Below are 13857 nucleotides of genomic sequence, written 5' to 3'. Positions count from 1 at the left end.
AGCGTGTCGTTGCCCCGGCGGCACGCCCGGCCACGGCGTCCTGGTTCTGCCGTACACCCTCCCCCTAGAGGCGCGGTGAGCCTTAGCCGGTCCTATTCTTTTTTGTCCTCCCGCCCGTGAAAGGGGTTCCCCCGATCAATGAGAAACGACACCCACTGAAGCGCGACGCACCGGCAGAGGGGGGAGGAAAGTGACACCAGTTCCTCGCTCGATGTTCAGGCGGATCGATCACGTCGGCGTCATCGTGGATAATCTCGAGGAAGCCCGGCGATGGCTGACGGGAGTATTCGGCCTGCCTTTACGGCGATCCGTGGACGTACCCGAGGGGCGGATTCACGGGGAGTTCTATGGCTGCGGTGATGTAGACATCGAAGTGATCGAAATCGGAGACGCGGAGGCTCGGCGGAAGCGGCTGGGAGAACGCGGGCGGGCACGCATCGAACACATCGCGGTCGAGGTTGACAGCCTCGCCAACGCGCTGGCTCAACTGGCCCCGCTTGGGGTGCGGACCACCACGCCCGAACCGCGGCGAAGCGGGAACACGTTGAGCATCTGGACCGTCGAGGAGACGACCGGCGGAATTTCCTATCAATTAATCGAGCGGACCCCCGGAGTTTCCGCGGGAGCCCCGCGATGAGCGTTCGCTAACGCGCACCCGGAACGGCGGCAGGGACAGGAGGCCTGGGCGGGATGGGACCGGTCCACCGCAGGACGGTGATCCCTGCGCCGTTGGCATCCGCCATGTAGATCAGCGCCGTGTCGCTGTCTTGGTAGACCTCCCGGACCTGCCGGTTCGGGAATCGCCCCGGATACCGCGGCGAGAGATAATACCCCACCTCGCGCGGCAGGAAGGGATTGGAGATATCCCACACCCGGACTCCCTGATCGATCCATGCCGTGTACAGCAGGCTGGACGACCGCAGGTCAAACCGCGGATGATGGATGTATTCGCCGTTCGATGGACAGCTGAATTTCCCGGTCGCGGAGTTAAAGTTGTCGGTCACGTGCGGAATGCGGAGTGTTGCAAGCACCTGGGGGTTCGGGAGATACGAGATATCCACAATGCGGCCAAACCCGGGCGGGCAGGCAATGATCTCATCCGTGAGGACGACCAGTGTGGGATGCGTGTTGGGGTCGGTGACGACGGGCAAGACGGTGTGTGTGGCCCCCGAGGGGCCGCCGTGGAAGGGCGGCACGTAGTCCAGACGTGAGATGATCTTCGGGTTGGCCCGATCGCTCACATCGACGATCACCATACCGGCGTCCCGCCAGGCAACATAGAGCCGATCTTTGTGGTAGTTGATTTCGTGACACCAGATATGCTGCGGAGATCCATCCAAGTTCTTCTGATCCCTGGGCTCATAGGCCTCTTCCAAGTACTGCCCCTGAATGTGGACCTCGCTCACGAGACTGGGGTGCTGGGGATCGTGATAATCAAGGATGACGACTTCGTGGTTCGCGGGTTTCGTCTGCGCCGTCGTGGCGCACCCATAGACGTATCGGTCATCGATCTCAAACCCGTGCGTGGCCCCGTGCGGCATCGTCAAGTGGAACCCCAGGAGTCGCGGGGCGCGGGGGTTGGAGACGTCATAGAAACTGAACCCAGCTTGCGCGACCGCCGCGCCGTCCGGTTGCTTCGGGTTGACCTTGCTGGTATCCATGCCGACGACGAGGATCTTCCGGCTGGTGTTCAGGCGGATATAGCTGCATCGGGTGCCGGGGTTGCAGGGGATGACGCTGAGGACCTTCATGTTCGCCGGGTTGCTGACATCCGCGATCAGCACGCCGAAACACGTGGGAGGATCGTCGTATCCCGCAAAGTACCCGATGCCTTTGTATACCCGGGGCACGTTGAACCCGCAACCCATCCCCTGCTTGATGGCGGATGGGGTGACCCAATCCCCCTTGAAGTAGTTGTGACCGACCACCTCAAAGTTCTTGGCCCGCGAATATTTCTTCGTCTCTTCGAGGGTAAGGTTGAACGGCTTTTGGCCGGACAGGGGCGGAGGTTCAGGGACGCGAGCTCCGGACCCCTGACCAAACGTGGATGCGGCGCCCAACACGAGTATGATCGCCGCGGTCACTCCGGTGATGCCAAAGAGCTTACGCCCCACGATCGATCCCTCCTTCGCCGAACCCGGTTTCCCATCGCGTCACCAATCGCCATGACAATCCGACAAATCCCCCCGATGTTCTGTAAACTCTGCCCGCGCTCCTATCGAAAGACTGATCTCTCTATATCAAAGGCATGACGGAGCGCTGAACATCGACCGAGCGATGCGATTCTGGGGCATCAATGGGAGTGAGATGACAATCATCGACGGTGGTCACACATACAGCCTGATGGTGTTCGCCAGTGACGATCGGTGGCTTTGGTTCGTGACCCTCTCCAGCGCGACGTCCACCGCCAGAGCGCAGTGGGGAAGACTGTTGGGATGCAGCGACGCCCCGGATGAGGCAGAGGCCTGGAAGCGAGCCAAGCGCCTCGTCAAAGATTTCCAAGCCAACGGGCGGCGTCAGGTCCACACGGTTGCGCCGACGAGCGAATATCTGGCCGTCAACGTCCTGAGAGGTTGAGCGAGACCACTCTCCGCACGAGTCTCTGATCGAATCCTCGGGCTCCCGGCAGGCGCAGCGGTCGGCCGCCGCGCCAGCGCAGGACATATTTCTCAACCCGCAGAATCTGCGCGACAATCTCATCCATTAGGGGGAAGGCCGATGCGCAGGGTACACATGGTCCTGGCCTTCACGGTCGCACTCGTCTTCGCGCTGGTGGGTTCTTCGCCTGCGCCGAATGTGTCCGGGCAGCAGTTCAAGAAGGTGATTCGGTTCGGTGTCAACCGCGGGGCGGAAAACCTCGACCCCGTGACCCAGGATGCCAACCCGGACATCTGGGCGTTTATGCAGATCTACCAGCAACTGGTGCGGGTCAATATCAAGGGGGACGGCTTCGACCCCGACCTGGCGGAGCGGTGGACGACTTCCGCCGACGGCAAGACGTGGACCTTCTTCCTACGAAAGGATGCGCGATTTTCCACCGGCGATCCAGTGAAGGCCGGCGACGTCGTCTGGTCGCTCAAACGGGCTCATGACGTCAAGGGGCCGTGGCAGTGGGCGCTGGAACCGGTCCAGGAGATCGCCGCGCGGGACGACTCGACGGTGGTCATCACGTTGAAGGAACCGTGGGCACCGTTCCTGGCGGACGTCTCGCTGTTCTCCAACAGCGTCCTGTCCGAGAAGGTCTTCAAAGACGCAAAGCAGGACCAGATCTCCAACAAGCCCGTCGGCTCGGGACCCTTCATGCTGGTCGAATGGAAGAAGGGTGAAGAGCTGGTGATGAAAGCCAACCCCAACTACTTCGAGAAGGGCCTGCCGAAGTCGCCCGAATTGCATCTCCGGTACATCCCCGACGACAACGCTCGGATCATCGCGGTCCAGTCAGGTGAGGTCGACGGAATTGACTATCCGCCGTTCTCGCGTGTGGCTGAGCTCAAGCGGGACTCCCGGCTGCAGATGCAGCTCAACCCGTCGACCGCCGTGGCGCACCTTTCGCTGAATATGCGCGAGGCGCCGCTCAATAACGTCAAGGTCCGCCAGGCGCTGGCCTATGCGACCGACCGGTATGCCATCGTTCGAGCCGTCTGTTTCGGCTACTGCACCCCCGCGACGACGTTCCTGCCGATGACGACACCGTATTACAACAAGAACGCGAAGGGCTACACTCGAGACCTGGCCAAGGCGCAGCAACTTCTCACGGAGTCCGGCGTCAAGACTCCCTTGACCTTGAAGCTCCTCTACCGCACAGGCGACGCCGTGCAAGAACCCACGGCGGTCGCCCTCAAAGCGATGTGGGCCAAGATCGGCGTGAACTTGGAATTGGAGCCGCTCGACCGGGCCGCGGCCACCCAACGGTACCGCGCAAACCAGTTCCAGGTGAACATCTCCGGCTGGACGAACGACATCCCGGACCCGTCGCAGCTGGGCGCCTACGAGTTGGGCTACACGGAGAGCCAATCCTATCACAGCGGCTATCAGACCAAGGAAATGGACGACCTGCTGGCGCGGGGGCTGCGGGAGATCACTCCCGAGAAGCGCCGGGAGATCTATTACAAGATCCAGGACGTGGCACTCAGGGATTCCCCGCTGATCTGGCTGTACTATGCGCCATACACCATCGCGATCAACAAGAAGATGACGGGGTTTGTGCAGATGGCGACCGGGCCGTGGATCTTCAAGAACGTCGCGGTCGGCGAATAGGACCGCTCTCTCCTTGGCCCTCCTGACCTACGCGACCAAGCGGGTCGGGCAGACTCTGCCGGTCGCTCTGTTCGTCACGGTCCTGATCTTTCTGCTCATCAAGCTACTGCCCGGCGATCCCGCGTCCACGATTCTCGGGGATCGCGCCAGCGATGCCGCGGTCCGCGCCCTGCACCAGCAGTGGGGCCTGGACCGCCCCCTCTGGCAGCAGTATACGACCTACATGCACAACCTGGCCACGGGCAACCTGGGGCAGTCACTGCGCTACCGGACGCCGGTCGTCGATCTGCTGCCTCGCCGGATGGGCGTCACGCTCTTCCTGGTTATCTACAGCATGCTGCTCTCGGTCATGATCGCCGTGCCGCTGGCGATCATCGCGGCGGCGAACCGGGACCGCTGGCCCGATCAACTGGTGCGCGGCCTGATCACGCTCCCGCTGGCCTCGCCGCCGTTCTGGATCGGCATCCTGCTGCTCATCGTGTTTGCCCTCCGGTTGCGGTGGTTCCCCGCAGCCGGGTACGGAGAAGGGTTCGTGGGGCACCTTCGGTATCTCTTTCTGCCCGCGCTGACGCTGTCCAACGCCTTCACCGCCGTGCTCACCCGCAACCTTCGATCGTCTCTGATCGACGTCCAGCAGACCACCTTCGTGGACTTCGCCCGAGCCAAGGGGCTCACGTACAGAGACGTCCAGGTCCGGCACGTGCTTCGAGCCGCCCTGCTGCCCATCGTGACGCTGATCGGCGTCCGCCTCTCCTACGCCATCGGCGGATCGGTGATCATCGAGACGGTCTTCGCCCTCCCGGGGCTCGGGTCATGGATGGTCGATTCTATCATGGCCCGCGATTACATGGTCGTGCAAACCCTCACCCTGACCTTTGCGATCGGGGCGATGCTCATCAACCTCGCCACCGACCTCGTGTACCCGCTGCTCGATCCGCGGGTCCGGATGGGCTAGGAGCGAGCCAGGTCGTGCACGCGGTGATCCAGCACGCCATGGCGTTCTCCGCCATCAAGAGGCGCCTCCCGTCCAGCTTCGTCGCCGGCGGGACGATGCTGCTGCTGCTCGCCGGCGCGGCCCTGCTGGCCCCACTGCTGACATCGTACGATCCGAACGCGCAGAACTTCGACGTGCTCCTGCAGGCGCCGAGTTTCGCGCACCCGTTCGGCACGGATAACTTCGGCCGGGACGTGCTGACACGGGTGCTGTACGGAGCGGGCATCGACTTGCGCATCGGCGTCCTGGCGGTGGTCTTCCCGTTTCTCTTCGGGTCCGTCGCGGGGGCGGTCGCCGGCTATTCCGGAGGCTGGGTCGATGCCGTCGTGATGCGAACGGTCGACGTGATCACCGCCGTCCCCTTCCTTGTCCTCGTGATCGCGGTCGTCGCCTTTCTCGGGCCGGGAGAGGTGAACATCTTCCTGGCCATTGGCGGGGTGGGGTGGGTCACCTATTCCAGGCTTGTGCGCAGCGAGGTCCTGCGCGAAAAGCAGCTGGAGTACGTGGCCGCGGCGCGAGCGCTGGGGTTCCGGAGGTCGCGCATCATCATGGGGCACATCCTCTTGAACGCGATCCCATCGGCGGTCATCTTTGCCGCCTCCGACGTCGTCCTGATCATCCTCACCACAGCGGCGTTGGGGTTCCTGGGCTTGGGGATCCGGCCGCCGGCGCCCGAGTGGGGGATGATGATCGCTGAGGGGCGCGAGTTCCTGTCCGGCGGTTGGTGGGTCGCCACCATGCCCGGGTTCGCGTGCATGTATACAGGCCTCGCGTTCATCCTGCTCGGGGATGGCGTCGCCGACCTGCTCCGCGTCCGGGGCCAGTGAGCGAACCGCTCCTCGTGGTCGACGATCTGCGCGTCGAGATCCCCACGCCGCGGGGGATCGTCCAAGCCGTGCGCGGCGTCAGCTTTACCATCGACCGCGGGGAAACGTTTGCGCTCGTGGGCGAATCAGGATCGGGCAAGAGTATGACCTGCCGCGCCATCCTCCGCCTCGTTCATCCGCCGGGACGCATTACCGGGGGGACCGTCACCTTCAAGGGACGGAATTTGGTCCGCCTCACTGAGCGGGAGCTGGAGCGGATTCGCGGCAGCGGAGTCGTCATGGTCTTTCAGGATCCGATGACCGCCCTGAACCCGGTGCTGACCGTGGAAGAGCAGATCACCGAGACCCTCTCCCCGGCCGCCTCCCCCTCTGCTCGGCGCGACGGGGCCTTGGAGCTGCTACGCCACGTGGGGATCCCCGATCCCGAGCGGCGCCTGCACGCGTATGCCCATGAACTCTCCGGGGGACAGCGGCAGCGTGTCATGCTGGCGATGGCGCTGGCGCGGCAGCCGGCTCTCCTCTTGGCCGATGAGCCGACAACCGCGCTTGATGTGACGATTCAAGCCCAGATCCTCCGCCTCATCGTCAGGCTTCAGCGGGAATATGGGATGGCGCTGATCCTCGTCACCCACGATCTGGGCGTCGTGTACCACGTGGTCGATCGGGTGGCGGTCATGTACGCCGGGCAGATCATGGAGCTGGCCCCCAAAAGAGATCTGTTCGCGCGGCCGCGCCACCCGTACACGATCGGACTGATCAGGTCGATACCCAGCGTCGACCGCGGCCGGCCGCTGGAGCCGATTCCCGGGCTCCCGCCCGATCTCATCGGGCTGGGGCCGGGATGTCCCTTCGCGCCTCGGTGCTCGTGGGCCTCGGACGAGTGTCGGACCGGCGAGGTGCCATTCGTCAAGGTCGGGGACGGCCACTGGAGCCGCTGTCTCAAGGCGGACCAGCTGGAGGGCGTCGCCGGTGCCTGAGCCGCTCCTCGAGGTCCGCAACCTCGTCAAGCACTTCCCCCTGCCCCACACCCTCCTCGACGCGGCCTTGCGGCGGCCGCCGGAGACGGTGCGCGCGGTTGACGGCGTGTCCTTCACCCTGACGCGGGGGAAGACGTTAGGCCTCGTGGGCGAGTCGGGGTGCGGGAAGAGCACCCTCGGGCGCTGCATTCTCCGCCTCTACGACGCCGACCAGGGCGAGGTGCGCTTCAACGGCGTCGACCTGATGCAGATCACGGAGGGCGACCTCGCCCCCTACCGCAAGCGGATGCAGGTGGTGTTTCAGGATCCGTACTCCTCGCTCAATCCGCGCCAGACGATCGCCGGGACGTTGCTGGAAGTCCTGAATGTCCACGGGATTCGATCGCCGCGGGAGCGAGGCCGAAGGGTCGCGCAGCTCCTCACCCAAGTCGGATTGAGCCCCACCGACGCGCACAAGTATCCCGGCGAATTCTCGGGCGGCCAGCGGCAGCGCATCGGGATCGCGCGCGCGCTTGCCGTGGAACCCGAGCTCCTGATCGCCGACGAGCCGCTCTCCGCGCTCGACGTCTCGATCCAGGCCCAGATCCTGCAGCTCCTGCTCGACCTGCGCGCGTCGCTTGGGCTCACGATGATCTTTATCTCGCACGATCTTCGTGTGGTTCGCTACCTGAGCGATGAGGTTGCCGTCATGTACCTGGGGAAAATCGTGGAGTGGACGCCCACCGCAGAGTTGTTCGCCAGGCCCCAACACCCGTACACCATCGCCCTGCTATCGGCGGTCCCCGAGGTCGGCGGCGGGCGCGAGGAAATTCCGATCGAGGGGGAACCGCCCAGCGCCGTCCACGTCCCTCACGGCTGCCGGTTTCACCCGCGGTGTCCCTGGAAGATTGACCGGTGCCTCCAGGAATCGCCTGAACTCAAGGAAATCCTGCCCGGGCACGCCGCCGCCTGCCACGTGGCGGAAGCGCGCCCCAACCGATAGGTGACCGCTATTTATCCCACTGGCACGTCGCCACGACATTATGTGCTTTTGCGTAGTCTGCCGCGGCGGAAGAGCATTGGCTGATGTTCCCGTATGGTCCGAGGACAACCTGCAGGTTGACGATGACCCACCACGTCAACACGACAATGATCGATGCGGCTTTCGACTGAAGATGTTTCATCATACGCAATTGTAACGGATACGCACCGCGCTGCCTAGTGATCTGCGGGGCTGCTTCCCGAGGTCGGGAGCGGCGCCAGGCGGGCCACCATCGGTCATAGGTAGCGCTTGGGGATCTCTGCCCCGGCCACGTAGTTCAGTTTCCCGACCCTGCACATCTGGTACACGTTGATGCGGAAGTCCGGACACGTACTGACCAGGCAATACGCGTCAGTGGGCGTAAAGTCGTGCTCGGTGATCAGCCAATCCATGAGGTGTAGCGTTGCCGTCTCCACGGCCACTTCCAGCGGCCGATACGCGTACACGGACACGATCGACGTAGGCTTTTCGATCCTCATCCAGGGGACCCGTTTGCCTTTGATCAGATCCAGCTGCACCCGTACGGTGGCCTTCGTCTCCGCTGCGGTCCCGGTGAATTCGGTATCTCCCTGGCTGGCGTGCGCGTCCCCGAGATAGAAGAGTCCCCCCGGGTGAAAGATCGGGAGGAGGATGCGATTGCCGGGCGCTACGTCCCGGATGTCAAGGTTGCCGCCCCATTCTCCTTGGCCATCACCGCTTGTCGTCACCTCGCGATCCGGCGCGACGCCAAGCGTGCCGATAAACGGGCTGAGGGGCCAAGAGATGCGGTCGTTGAAGCGCAGGGTGCCGTCTCGACGGGTGCCGCTGGGTCCGAGGGTATGGCGAAAGATTCGTGTCGTGTACTCCCGGGACAACTCAGGCCAGCGGGAAGATTCTCCGAGCGGCCCGCGCCCGGGCCCAATCGCGATCCAGGAGTACTCGTCGACGGCGATGTCCTCGATCATGACGATGAGCGTGTCACCGCGTTCCGCTCCATCCAGCCAGATCGGACCCGCGATCGGGTTGGTCAGCGGGGGCACCCGGTCAAAGCCGGGCCGGCGGGCGGGAACCGCTTTGTCGTTCTCTGTGCGGAAGTAGCCCGTGCTGGCATCATAGGTCTCGACTTCGAACCGCTCGCCGCACTTCACGCGGAGCAGTGGCGCATCGCTCGGATTAAATGCATATTTCCGGGCTTGTTCACGTGCGATCCGTTGCATCCACTCCCCTCGATCCCTATGAAGGCCCGGCGCCGACGCCCTCCTCGAGAGGGGGACGGTGCTGCGCCCACGGCTGGATCGCCTCAAAGCCCGCCGCCGCTCGAAGAACCAGCGCGTCGTCGTGCCACCGGCCGACGATCTGGAGACCGACCGGGAGGCCCTCGGCGGTGAATCCGCAGGGGACGGTCGCGGCCGGCTGCCCGGTGAGGTTGAACGGGTAGGTGAAGGGCAGCCGATCGAACATCGTGGGCGTGGGCCGGCCTCCGATCGCTTTCACGCCTTCGTCGGGACCGGGCTCAACCGACCAGGCGCCGACCGGCATCTGCGGTGTCAGCAGCAGATCATACTTCTCAAAGAACCGGCTGACCGCATTGTAGAATACGCTGCGGGCCAGCAGCGCCTTGCCATGCTCGATCGCGCTGAGGCGTCCGCCAGCGAGGATCATCCGCATGAGGGTCGGCTCGATCCAATCGGGCCGCTCGTTGGCCCGGTCGACGTGGCGCGCGGCGACACTGACTTGATAGAGGACGGCATGGAAATCGCGAGGAGAGGGCCAATCGATCGCCGGCGCCTCTAGGACACAGCCGAGCTCGCCGAAGCGGCGCGCGGCCCGCTCCGCGATAGCCCGGATCTCCGGATCCACCGCGGCATACCCGAGATCCGGGCTCCACGCCACCCGACGGTTTTTCAGGTCCCCGTCGCACGCGCGAACATAGTCTTCGGGCGGCGCGTCGATGGAGAGCGGATCGCGCGCGTCGGGCCCGGCCATGACGCCCAACACCAAGGCGGCATCGCGCACCGTTCGGGCCATCGGGCCGTTGTGCGACCTGGCCGCCCAATAATCCGCACTGGGGTGATAGGGGACCCGGCCGAACGACGGTTTCATGCCAAAGATCCCGCACAACGCCGCGGGGATCCGGATCGAGCCCGCCCCGTCCGAGCCGTGCGCCACCGCGCCGAGCCCGGCCGCGACCGCGGCTCCCCCGCCCCCCGACGAGGCGCCCGAAGTGCGGTCCAGTTTCCAGGGGTTGCGGCAGGGCGGCCCAAGCAGATTGTCGCACATGTCCTTGTACCCGAAGTGGGGGGTGTTGGTCTTGCCGAGGAGGATTCCCCCCGCCGCCCGGAGCCGCTCCGCGATCACACCGTCCTCGGTCGGGATATGGTGCTCGAACCACTTCGACCCGTAGGTCGTGCGAATGCCGGCGGTGGGCTCAAGATCCTTCAGGGAGTATGGGATGCCATCGAGCGGTCCCGCGGGGGCGCCCTTGAGGGCCCGCGCCTCCGCCGCCCTGGCTGCCTCGCGCGCGCGATCGGCCGTCACGGTCAGGAAGGCATTCAGCACCGGGTTAAGCCGCTGGATCCGAGCCAACACGGCCTCGATGAGTTCCACCGGGGAGAGCCGCCGATCGCCGATGAGGCGCTTGAGTTCGAGCGCCGGCGTAAAGCACAGATCCGTGCTGTCCACCGCTGTCTGCCGGTCCGCATCGCTCTGATCGGTCACGTCAGGCTCCGACCCATCGCAGCGATCCCTTCATCGAGCACCGTCACGATCCGGTCGACCTCCGACCGCGTGATGATGAGCGGCGGAGCGAGCACCACCGTGTTCCCACCGGCGCGCCCGCTGGTGGACCGGCCGACGATCACGCCCCGGCTCAGGCAGAAATCGCTGAGGGCCTGCATCTGCGGACCGGGCACGATGTCTTTGGTCTGCCGGTCCTTCACGAGCTCAACGCCGGCGAGAAGACCTTTGCCGCGGACATCGCCAACCCACGGGTGGTGCTTCAGCGTGTCGAGCGCGTCGAGCAGATACCGACCCGTCTCCGCCGCCTGATCGGCGAGGCGCTCTTCGATGATGATCTCGATGTTGCGGAGGGCGACCGCAGCGGCCGCGGGGTGCCCGCCATAGGTGTTCACCTGGCTCACATGCCGGTTGGCCGCGGGATCTCCATAGAACGATTGGAACACCCGGTCGGTGATGACGGTGGCGGCGATCGGGAGATAGGCGCTCGAGATGCCTTTCGCCAGCGCGAGCACGTCGGGCTTGACGCCGTAGTGTTGGTGGGCAAACATCTTGCCCGTCCGGCCGAACCCATTGATGACCTCGTCGACGTGGAGGAGGAGATCGTACTTTCGACAGATCTCGGCGACGGCAGGCAGATATTCATCGGGAGGCACCGCCACCCCCACCCCGCTCATGATCGGCTCGACGAGCACCCCCGCGACGGTCTCCGGCCCCTCGCCGAGGATCGTCGACTCGATGTTCTTCACGCAGGCCAGCTCGCACGCCGGATAGGTCAGCCCGAACGGACAGCGGTAACAGTAGGGGGGTGCGACGTGGACGAAGTCGTTGCCGCTGACCGGCTCGAACTTGACCTTGCGGTCACCCATTCCTCCCGCGGCGAGCGTGGCGAGCGTCGTCCCGTGGTAGCTGTAGTAGCGGGTGATGAGCTTGTAGCGGAACTGCCCGGGGAATTCCTGCTTTGCGTACTGCCGCGTCAGCTTAAACCCTGCCTCGTTCGCCTCCGAGCCGGAGTTGACGAAGTAGACGTGGTGACCCCCACCGAGCAGACTGTTGAGGCGCTCGGCCAGCGCAGCAGCCGGAAGGTTGATCGCGGTGTGCGGGAAATACGCGAGGGACTGCATCTGCTCAGAGGCGACCTCGGCCAGCTCGACCCTGCCGTACCCGATATTGACGCACCAGAGCCCTGACATCGCGTCCAGATACTCCTTGCCGTCTGCGTCGATCACCGTCGAGTCGCGCCCGGCCACGATCACGAGCTGCTTCTCTTCGAGTTGCTTGGGCGGGACGATGGGGTGCAGCACGCTCCGCAAATCCTGCTTGACCACGGCGTTCCTGTCGACCTTGGGCACGTTGCCCGGCGTCATCGTTGCGCCTCCCCTGCGGTTCCCTGGACGTTGTGTGCCCTCGCCTTCTCTGCCCCCTGGCTTCGCTCCTCCGCCGCAGCCGGCGTGGACCATACGGTCTCAGGATGGGTAAGATCTATCTGGAGCACCTCCCGGGGGTGGGCATGAGCCGCGTATTCCTCAGCGCTGCCTTCGTCCTATTCGCTGCGGCCTTGCTCGTGGTGGCGGCCGAACACCGATACCAGTATTTCTCCGTGGTGGGACCCTCGTGGAACGGGAAGGCGGCCCGAGACCGACCTCCGCCGCATCGACAGGTGGACCGGCGCTCCGCAGGTGTGGGTGTGTCAAGACGTCGACACCACTCAGGTCGCCAACGTGCCGCCGCCACCCGCCGAGCCGTCCGATGTTGGCAACTCGACAGACCGGATGGATACGGCGCTGAGGGACGGCGGGTATCTCCTTGCTCTCAAAGCATGGCGTGGGCGTCACCCGAACGTGAACCCACAGACCATGCGCGTGACGCGCCCTCACTGCGCGTGGGAAGTGGCGCGCTAGAGGTCCTGGGACCTGGTCACCGGTCGGAAGGGGGCATCCTGCACACCTCGACCCAGCCCCTCCAGGCGTGGATCAGGGGATCCTTGGCCCCGCACGAGACCGTTGTCACGGCGTAGTCTGACATGGCCGATTCGACGGTCTTGATGATGGTCGTGACGGAGGCCGCGGAATAGGGGCCGCCCGCGATGATGGGAACGGCCCCTTCATGGACGACTGCGGGCGAATAGCCCTCCTGCCGGATTCGACCGGCCAACTCATCCGCATTGCCCTGAATATTGAACACGCCAAACTGCAGTTCCACCTGATCGTCTTTGAGCGATCGAACGAAAGAGGGGAAGCCTCTTCGGGCCAACGTCGAGGCAAGGTGGTGCGCATCTTGACGCGGCATGGGGTCTGAAACGACTCGAAAACGTTGCGGCTCGGTTTGGCCATCCTGATTGCGTACTGAATAATGGGCGGCCGCGAGCCGCCGGATAATCTCAGCGGCGTTCGATTCAGAAATCGGACCGATCCTTACGAAGTAGGAAGGGGCCGGCGTGGGGGTCGTCGATTCCCGAGTCGATACGGAATCGTGGCCAGGCGGGGCGACGGTCTCAGGAGGTGTCCCCGCGGACGCACCGTCCACCGCCACGCGCTCCTGCGAGGAGGCCTCCGGGAGGACCGCGGGCGTACTCGCGGGGGGAGTGATGTCCCGCCGCATCACCGTATGCGGAACCGGAGAGATCAAGAGGCTGACCCCGATGAGGATGAGCACAAGATCCGCCACACTCCGGCCTACGGCCGCCCTCACGCGCACGTCGTCATCTGATCATCCCCAGCCGCACGGTCTCCCCTTCCGGGCCTCGTGTGCCTAGTTCGTTCTTTCGCTCAATTGAAGACGCTCTTGGAGAGTGGTCAGGACGTAGTGCAACTCAAGTCGCCCCTTGGGGCCGTGCGCGAAATACAGCCCAATGACGGAAAATTCTTCGCCTCGATAGCGGACAACGCTGCGGATGTGCCCCCGGGCGGCGCAGTCCTCAGAACGGACGTTGACACATGAAGGACGGTCCATGCGCCACCCCGGGTTGCCGCTTTCGAATTCGCCAGTGGAGATGACGACGAATGCTCGGAACATGGTGGGGCCAATTCTCGCGACGGTGGTCGGTGCGCCATCCGGCAAATATCT

13 protein-coding genes are annotated in these 13857 nt (G+C 64.5%); 7 read left to right on the top strand and 6 right to left on the bottom strand.

Going from position 1 to position 13857, the window contains the following annotated elements; genetic code table 11:
- Positions 1-190 precede the first annotated feature (190 nt).
- Positions 191-637, top strand: a complete 447-nt coding sequence (locus VFP86_09665; GenBank protein HET8999900.1) for a VOC family protein — start codon at positions 191-193, stop codon at positions 635-637.
- 7 nt (positions 638-644) lie between these two features.
- Here VFP86_09665 and VFP86_09660 read toward each other — a convergent pair whose 3' ends face one another.
- The gene (locus VFP86_09660; protein HET8999899.1) at positions 645-2114 is read right to left on the bottom strand and encodes a hypothetical protein; all 1470 of its coding nucleotides are present in this window, start codon (positions 2112-2114) and stop codon (positions 645-647) included.
- Positions 2115-2307: 193 nt separating this feature from the next.
- On the opposite strand from VFP86_09660, the gene VFP86_09655 reads away from it, so the two are divergent.
- The 6 genes from VFP86_09655 to VFP86_09630 all read left to right on the top strand — a co-directional run bounded on the left by VFP86_09655 (position 2308) and on the right by VFP86_09630 (position 8037).
- Positions 2308-2577 (top strand): hypothetical protein, encoded by a 270-nt coding sequence (locus tag VFP86_09655; GenBank protein HET8999898.1) that lies wholly within the window; start codon positions 2308-2310, stop codon positions 2575-2577.
- A gap of 141 nt (positions 2578-2718) precedes the next feature.
- Positions 2719-4257: an ABC transporter substrate-binding protein gene (locus tag VFP86_09650; GenBank protein ID HET8999897.1), complete on the top strand. Its 1539-nt coding sequence runs from the start codon at positions 2719-2721 to the stop codon at positions 4255-4257.
- A gap of 13 nt (positions 4258-4270) precedes the next feature.
- The gene (locus VFP86_09645; GenBank protein ID HET8999896.1) at positions 4271-5212 is read left to right on the top strand and encodes an ABC transporter permease; all 942 of its coding nucleotides are present in this window, start codon (positions 4271-4273) and stop codon (positions 5210-5212) included.
- Between the two features lie 14 nt (positions 5213-5226).
- Positions 5227-6078: an ABC transporter permease gene (locus VFP86_09640; GenBank protein ID HET8999895.1), complete on the top strand. Its 852-nt coding sequence runs from the start codon at positions 5227-5229 to the stop codon at positions 6076-6078.
- Positions 6075-7055 (top strand): ABC transporter ATP-binding protein, encoded by a 981-nt coding sequence (locus VFP86_09635; protein HET8999894.1) that lies wholly within the window; start codon positions 6075-6077, stop codon positions 7053-7055. The genes VFP86_09640 and VFP86_09635 overlap by 4 nt, the downstream gene beginning before the upstream one ends.
- Positions 7048-8037, top strand: coding sequence for an ABC transporter ATP-binding protein (locus VFP86_09630; protein ID HET8999893.1), 990 nt, complete (start codon positions 7048-7050; stop codon positions 8035-8037). The genes VFP86_09635 and VFP86_09630 overlap by 8 nt, the downstream gene beginning before the upstream one ends.
- A 275-nt stretch (positions 8038-8312) precedes the next feature.
- Here the strand turns inward: VFP86_09630 and VFP86_09625 are convergent, their stop codons facing one another.
- The 5 genes from VFP86_09625 to VFP86_09605 form a co-directional block, all read right to left on the bottom strand.
- Positions 8313-9272 (bottom strand): acetamidase/formamidase family protein, encoded by a 960-nt coding sequence (locus VFP86_09625; protein ID HET8999892.1) that lies wholly within the window; start codon positions 9270-9272, stop codon positions 8313-8315.
- A gap of 16 nt (positions 9273-9288) precedes the next feature.
- Positions 9289-10773: an amidase family protein gene (locus VFP86_09620; GenBank protein HET8999891.1), complete on the bottom strand. Its 1485-nt coding sequence runs from the start codon at positions 10771-10773 to the stop codon at positions 9289-9291.
- Positions 10770-12158 carry an aminotransferase gene (locus VFP86_09615; GenBank protein HET8999890.1) on the bottom strand — a complete coding sequence of 463 codons (1389 nt, stop codon included), beginning with the start codon at positions 12156-12158 and terminating at the stop codon, positions 10770-10772. Before VFP86_09615 ends, VFP86_09620 begins: the two co-directional genes overlap by 4 nt.
- Positions 12159-12708: 550 nt before the next feature.
- Entirely contained in the window at positions 12709-13317 is a 609-nt protein-coding gene (locus tag VFP86_09610; GenBank protein ID HET8999889.1) for a hypothetical protein, read from the bottom strand.
- A 225-nt stretch (positions 13318-13542) separates the two neighbouring features.
- On the bottom strand, positions 13543-13857 hold a 315-nt coding region (locus VFP86_09605; protein HET8999888.1), incomplete at its 5' end, for a hypothetical protein.

The sequence above is a fragment of the bacterium genome, assembly GCA_035703895.1.
Taxonomy (GTDB): domain Bacteria; phylum Sysuimicrobiota; class Sysuimicrobiia; order Sysuimicrobiales; family Segetimicrobiaceae; genus Segetimicrobium.
Note: the sequence above shows the minus strand (reverse complement) of the source record. Positions and strands in the feature narration are given on the sequence as shown.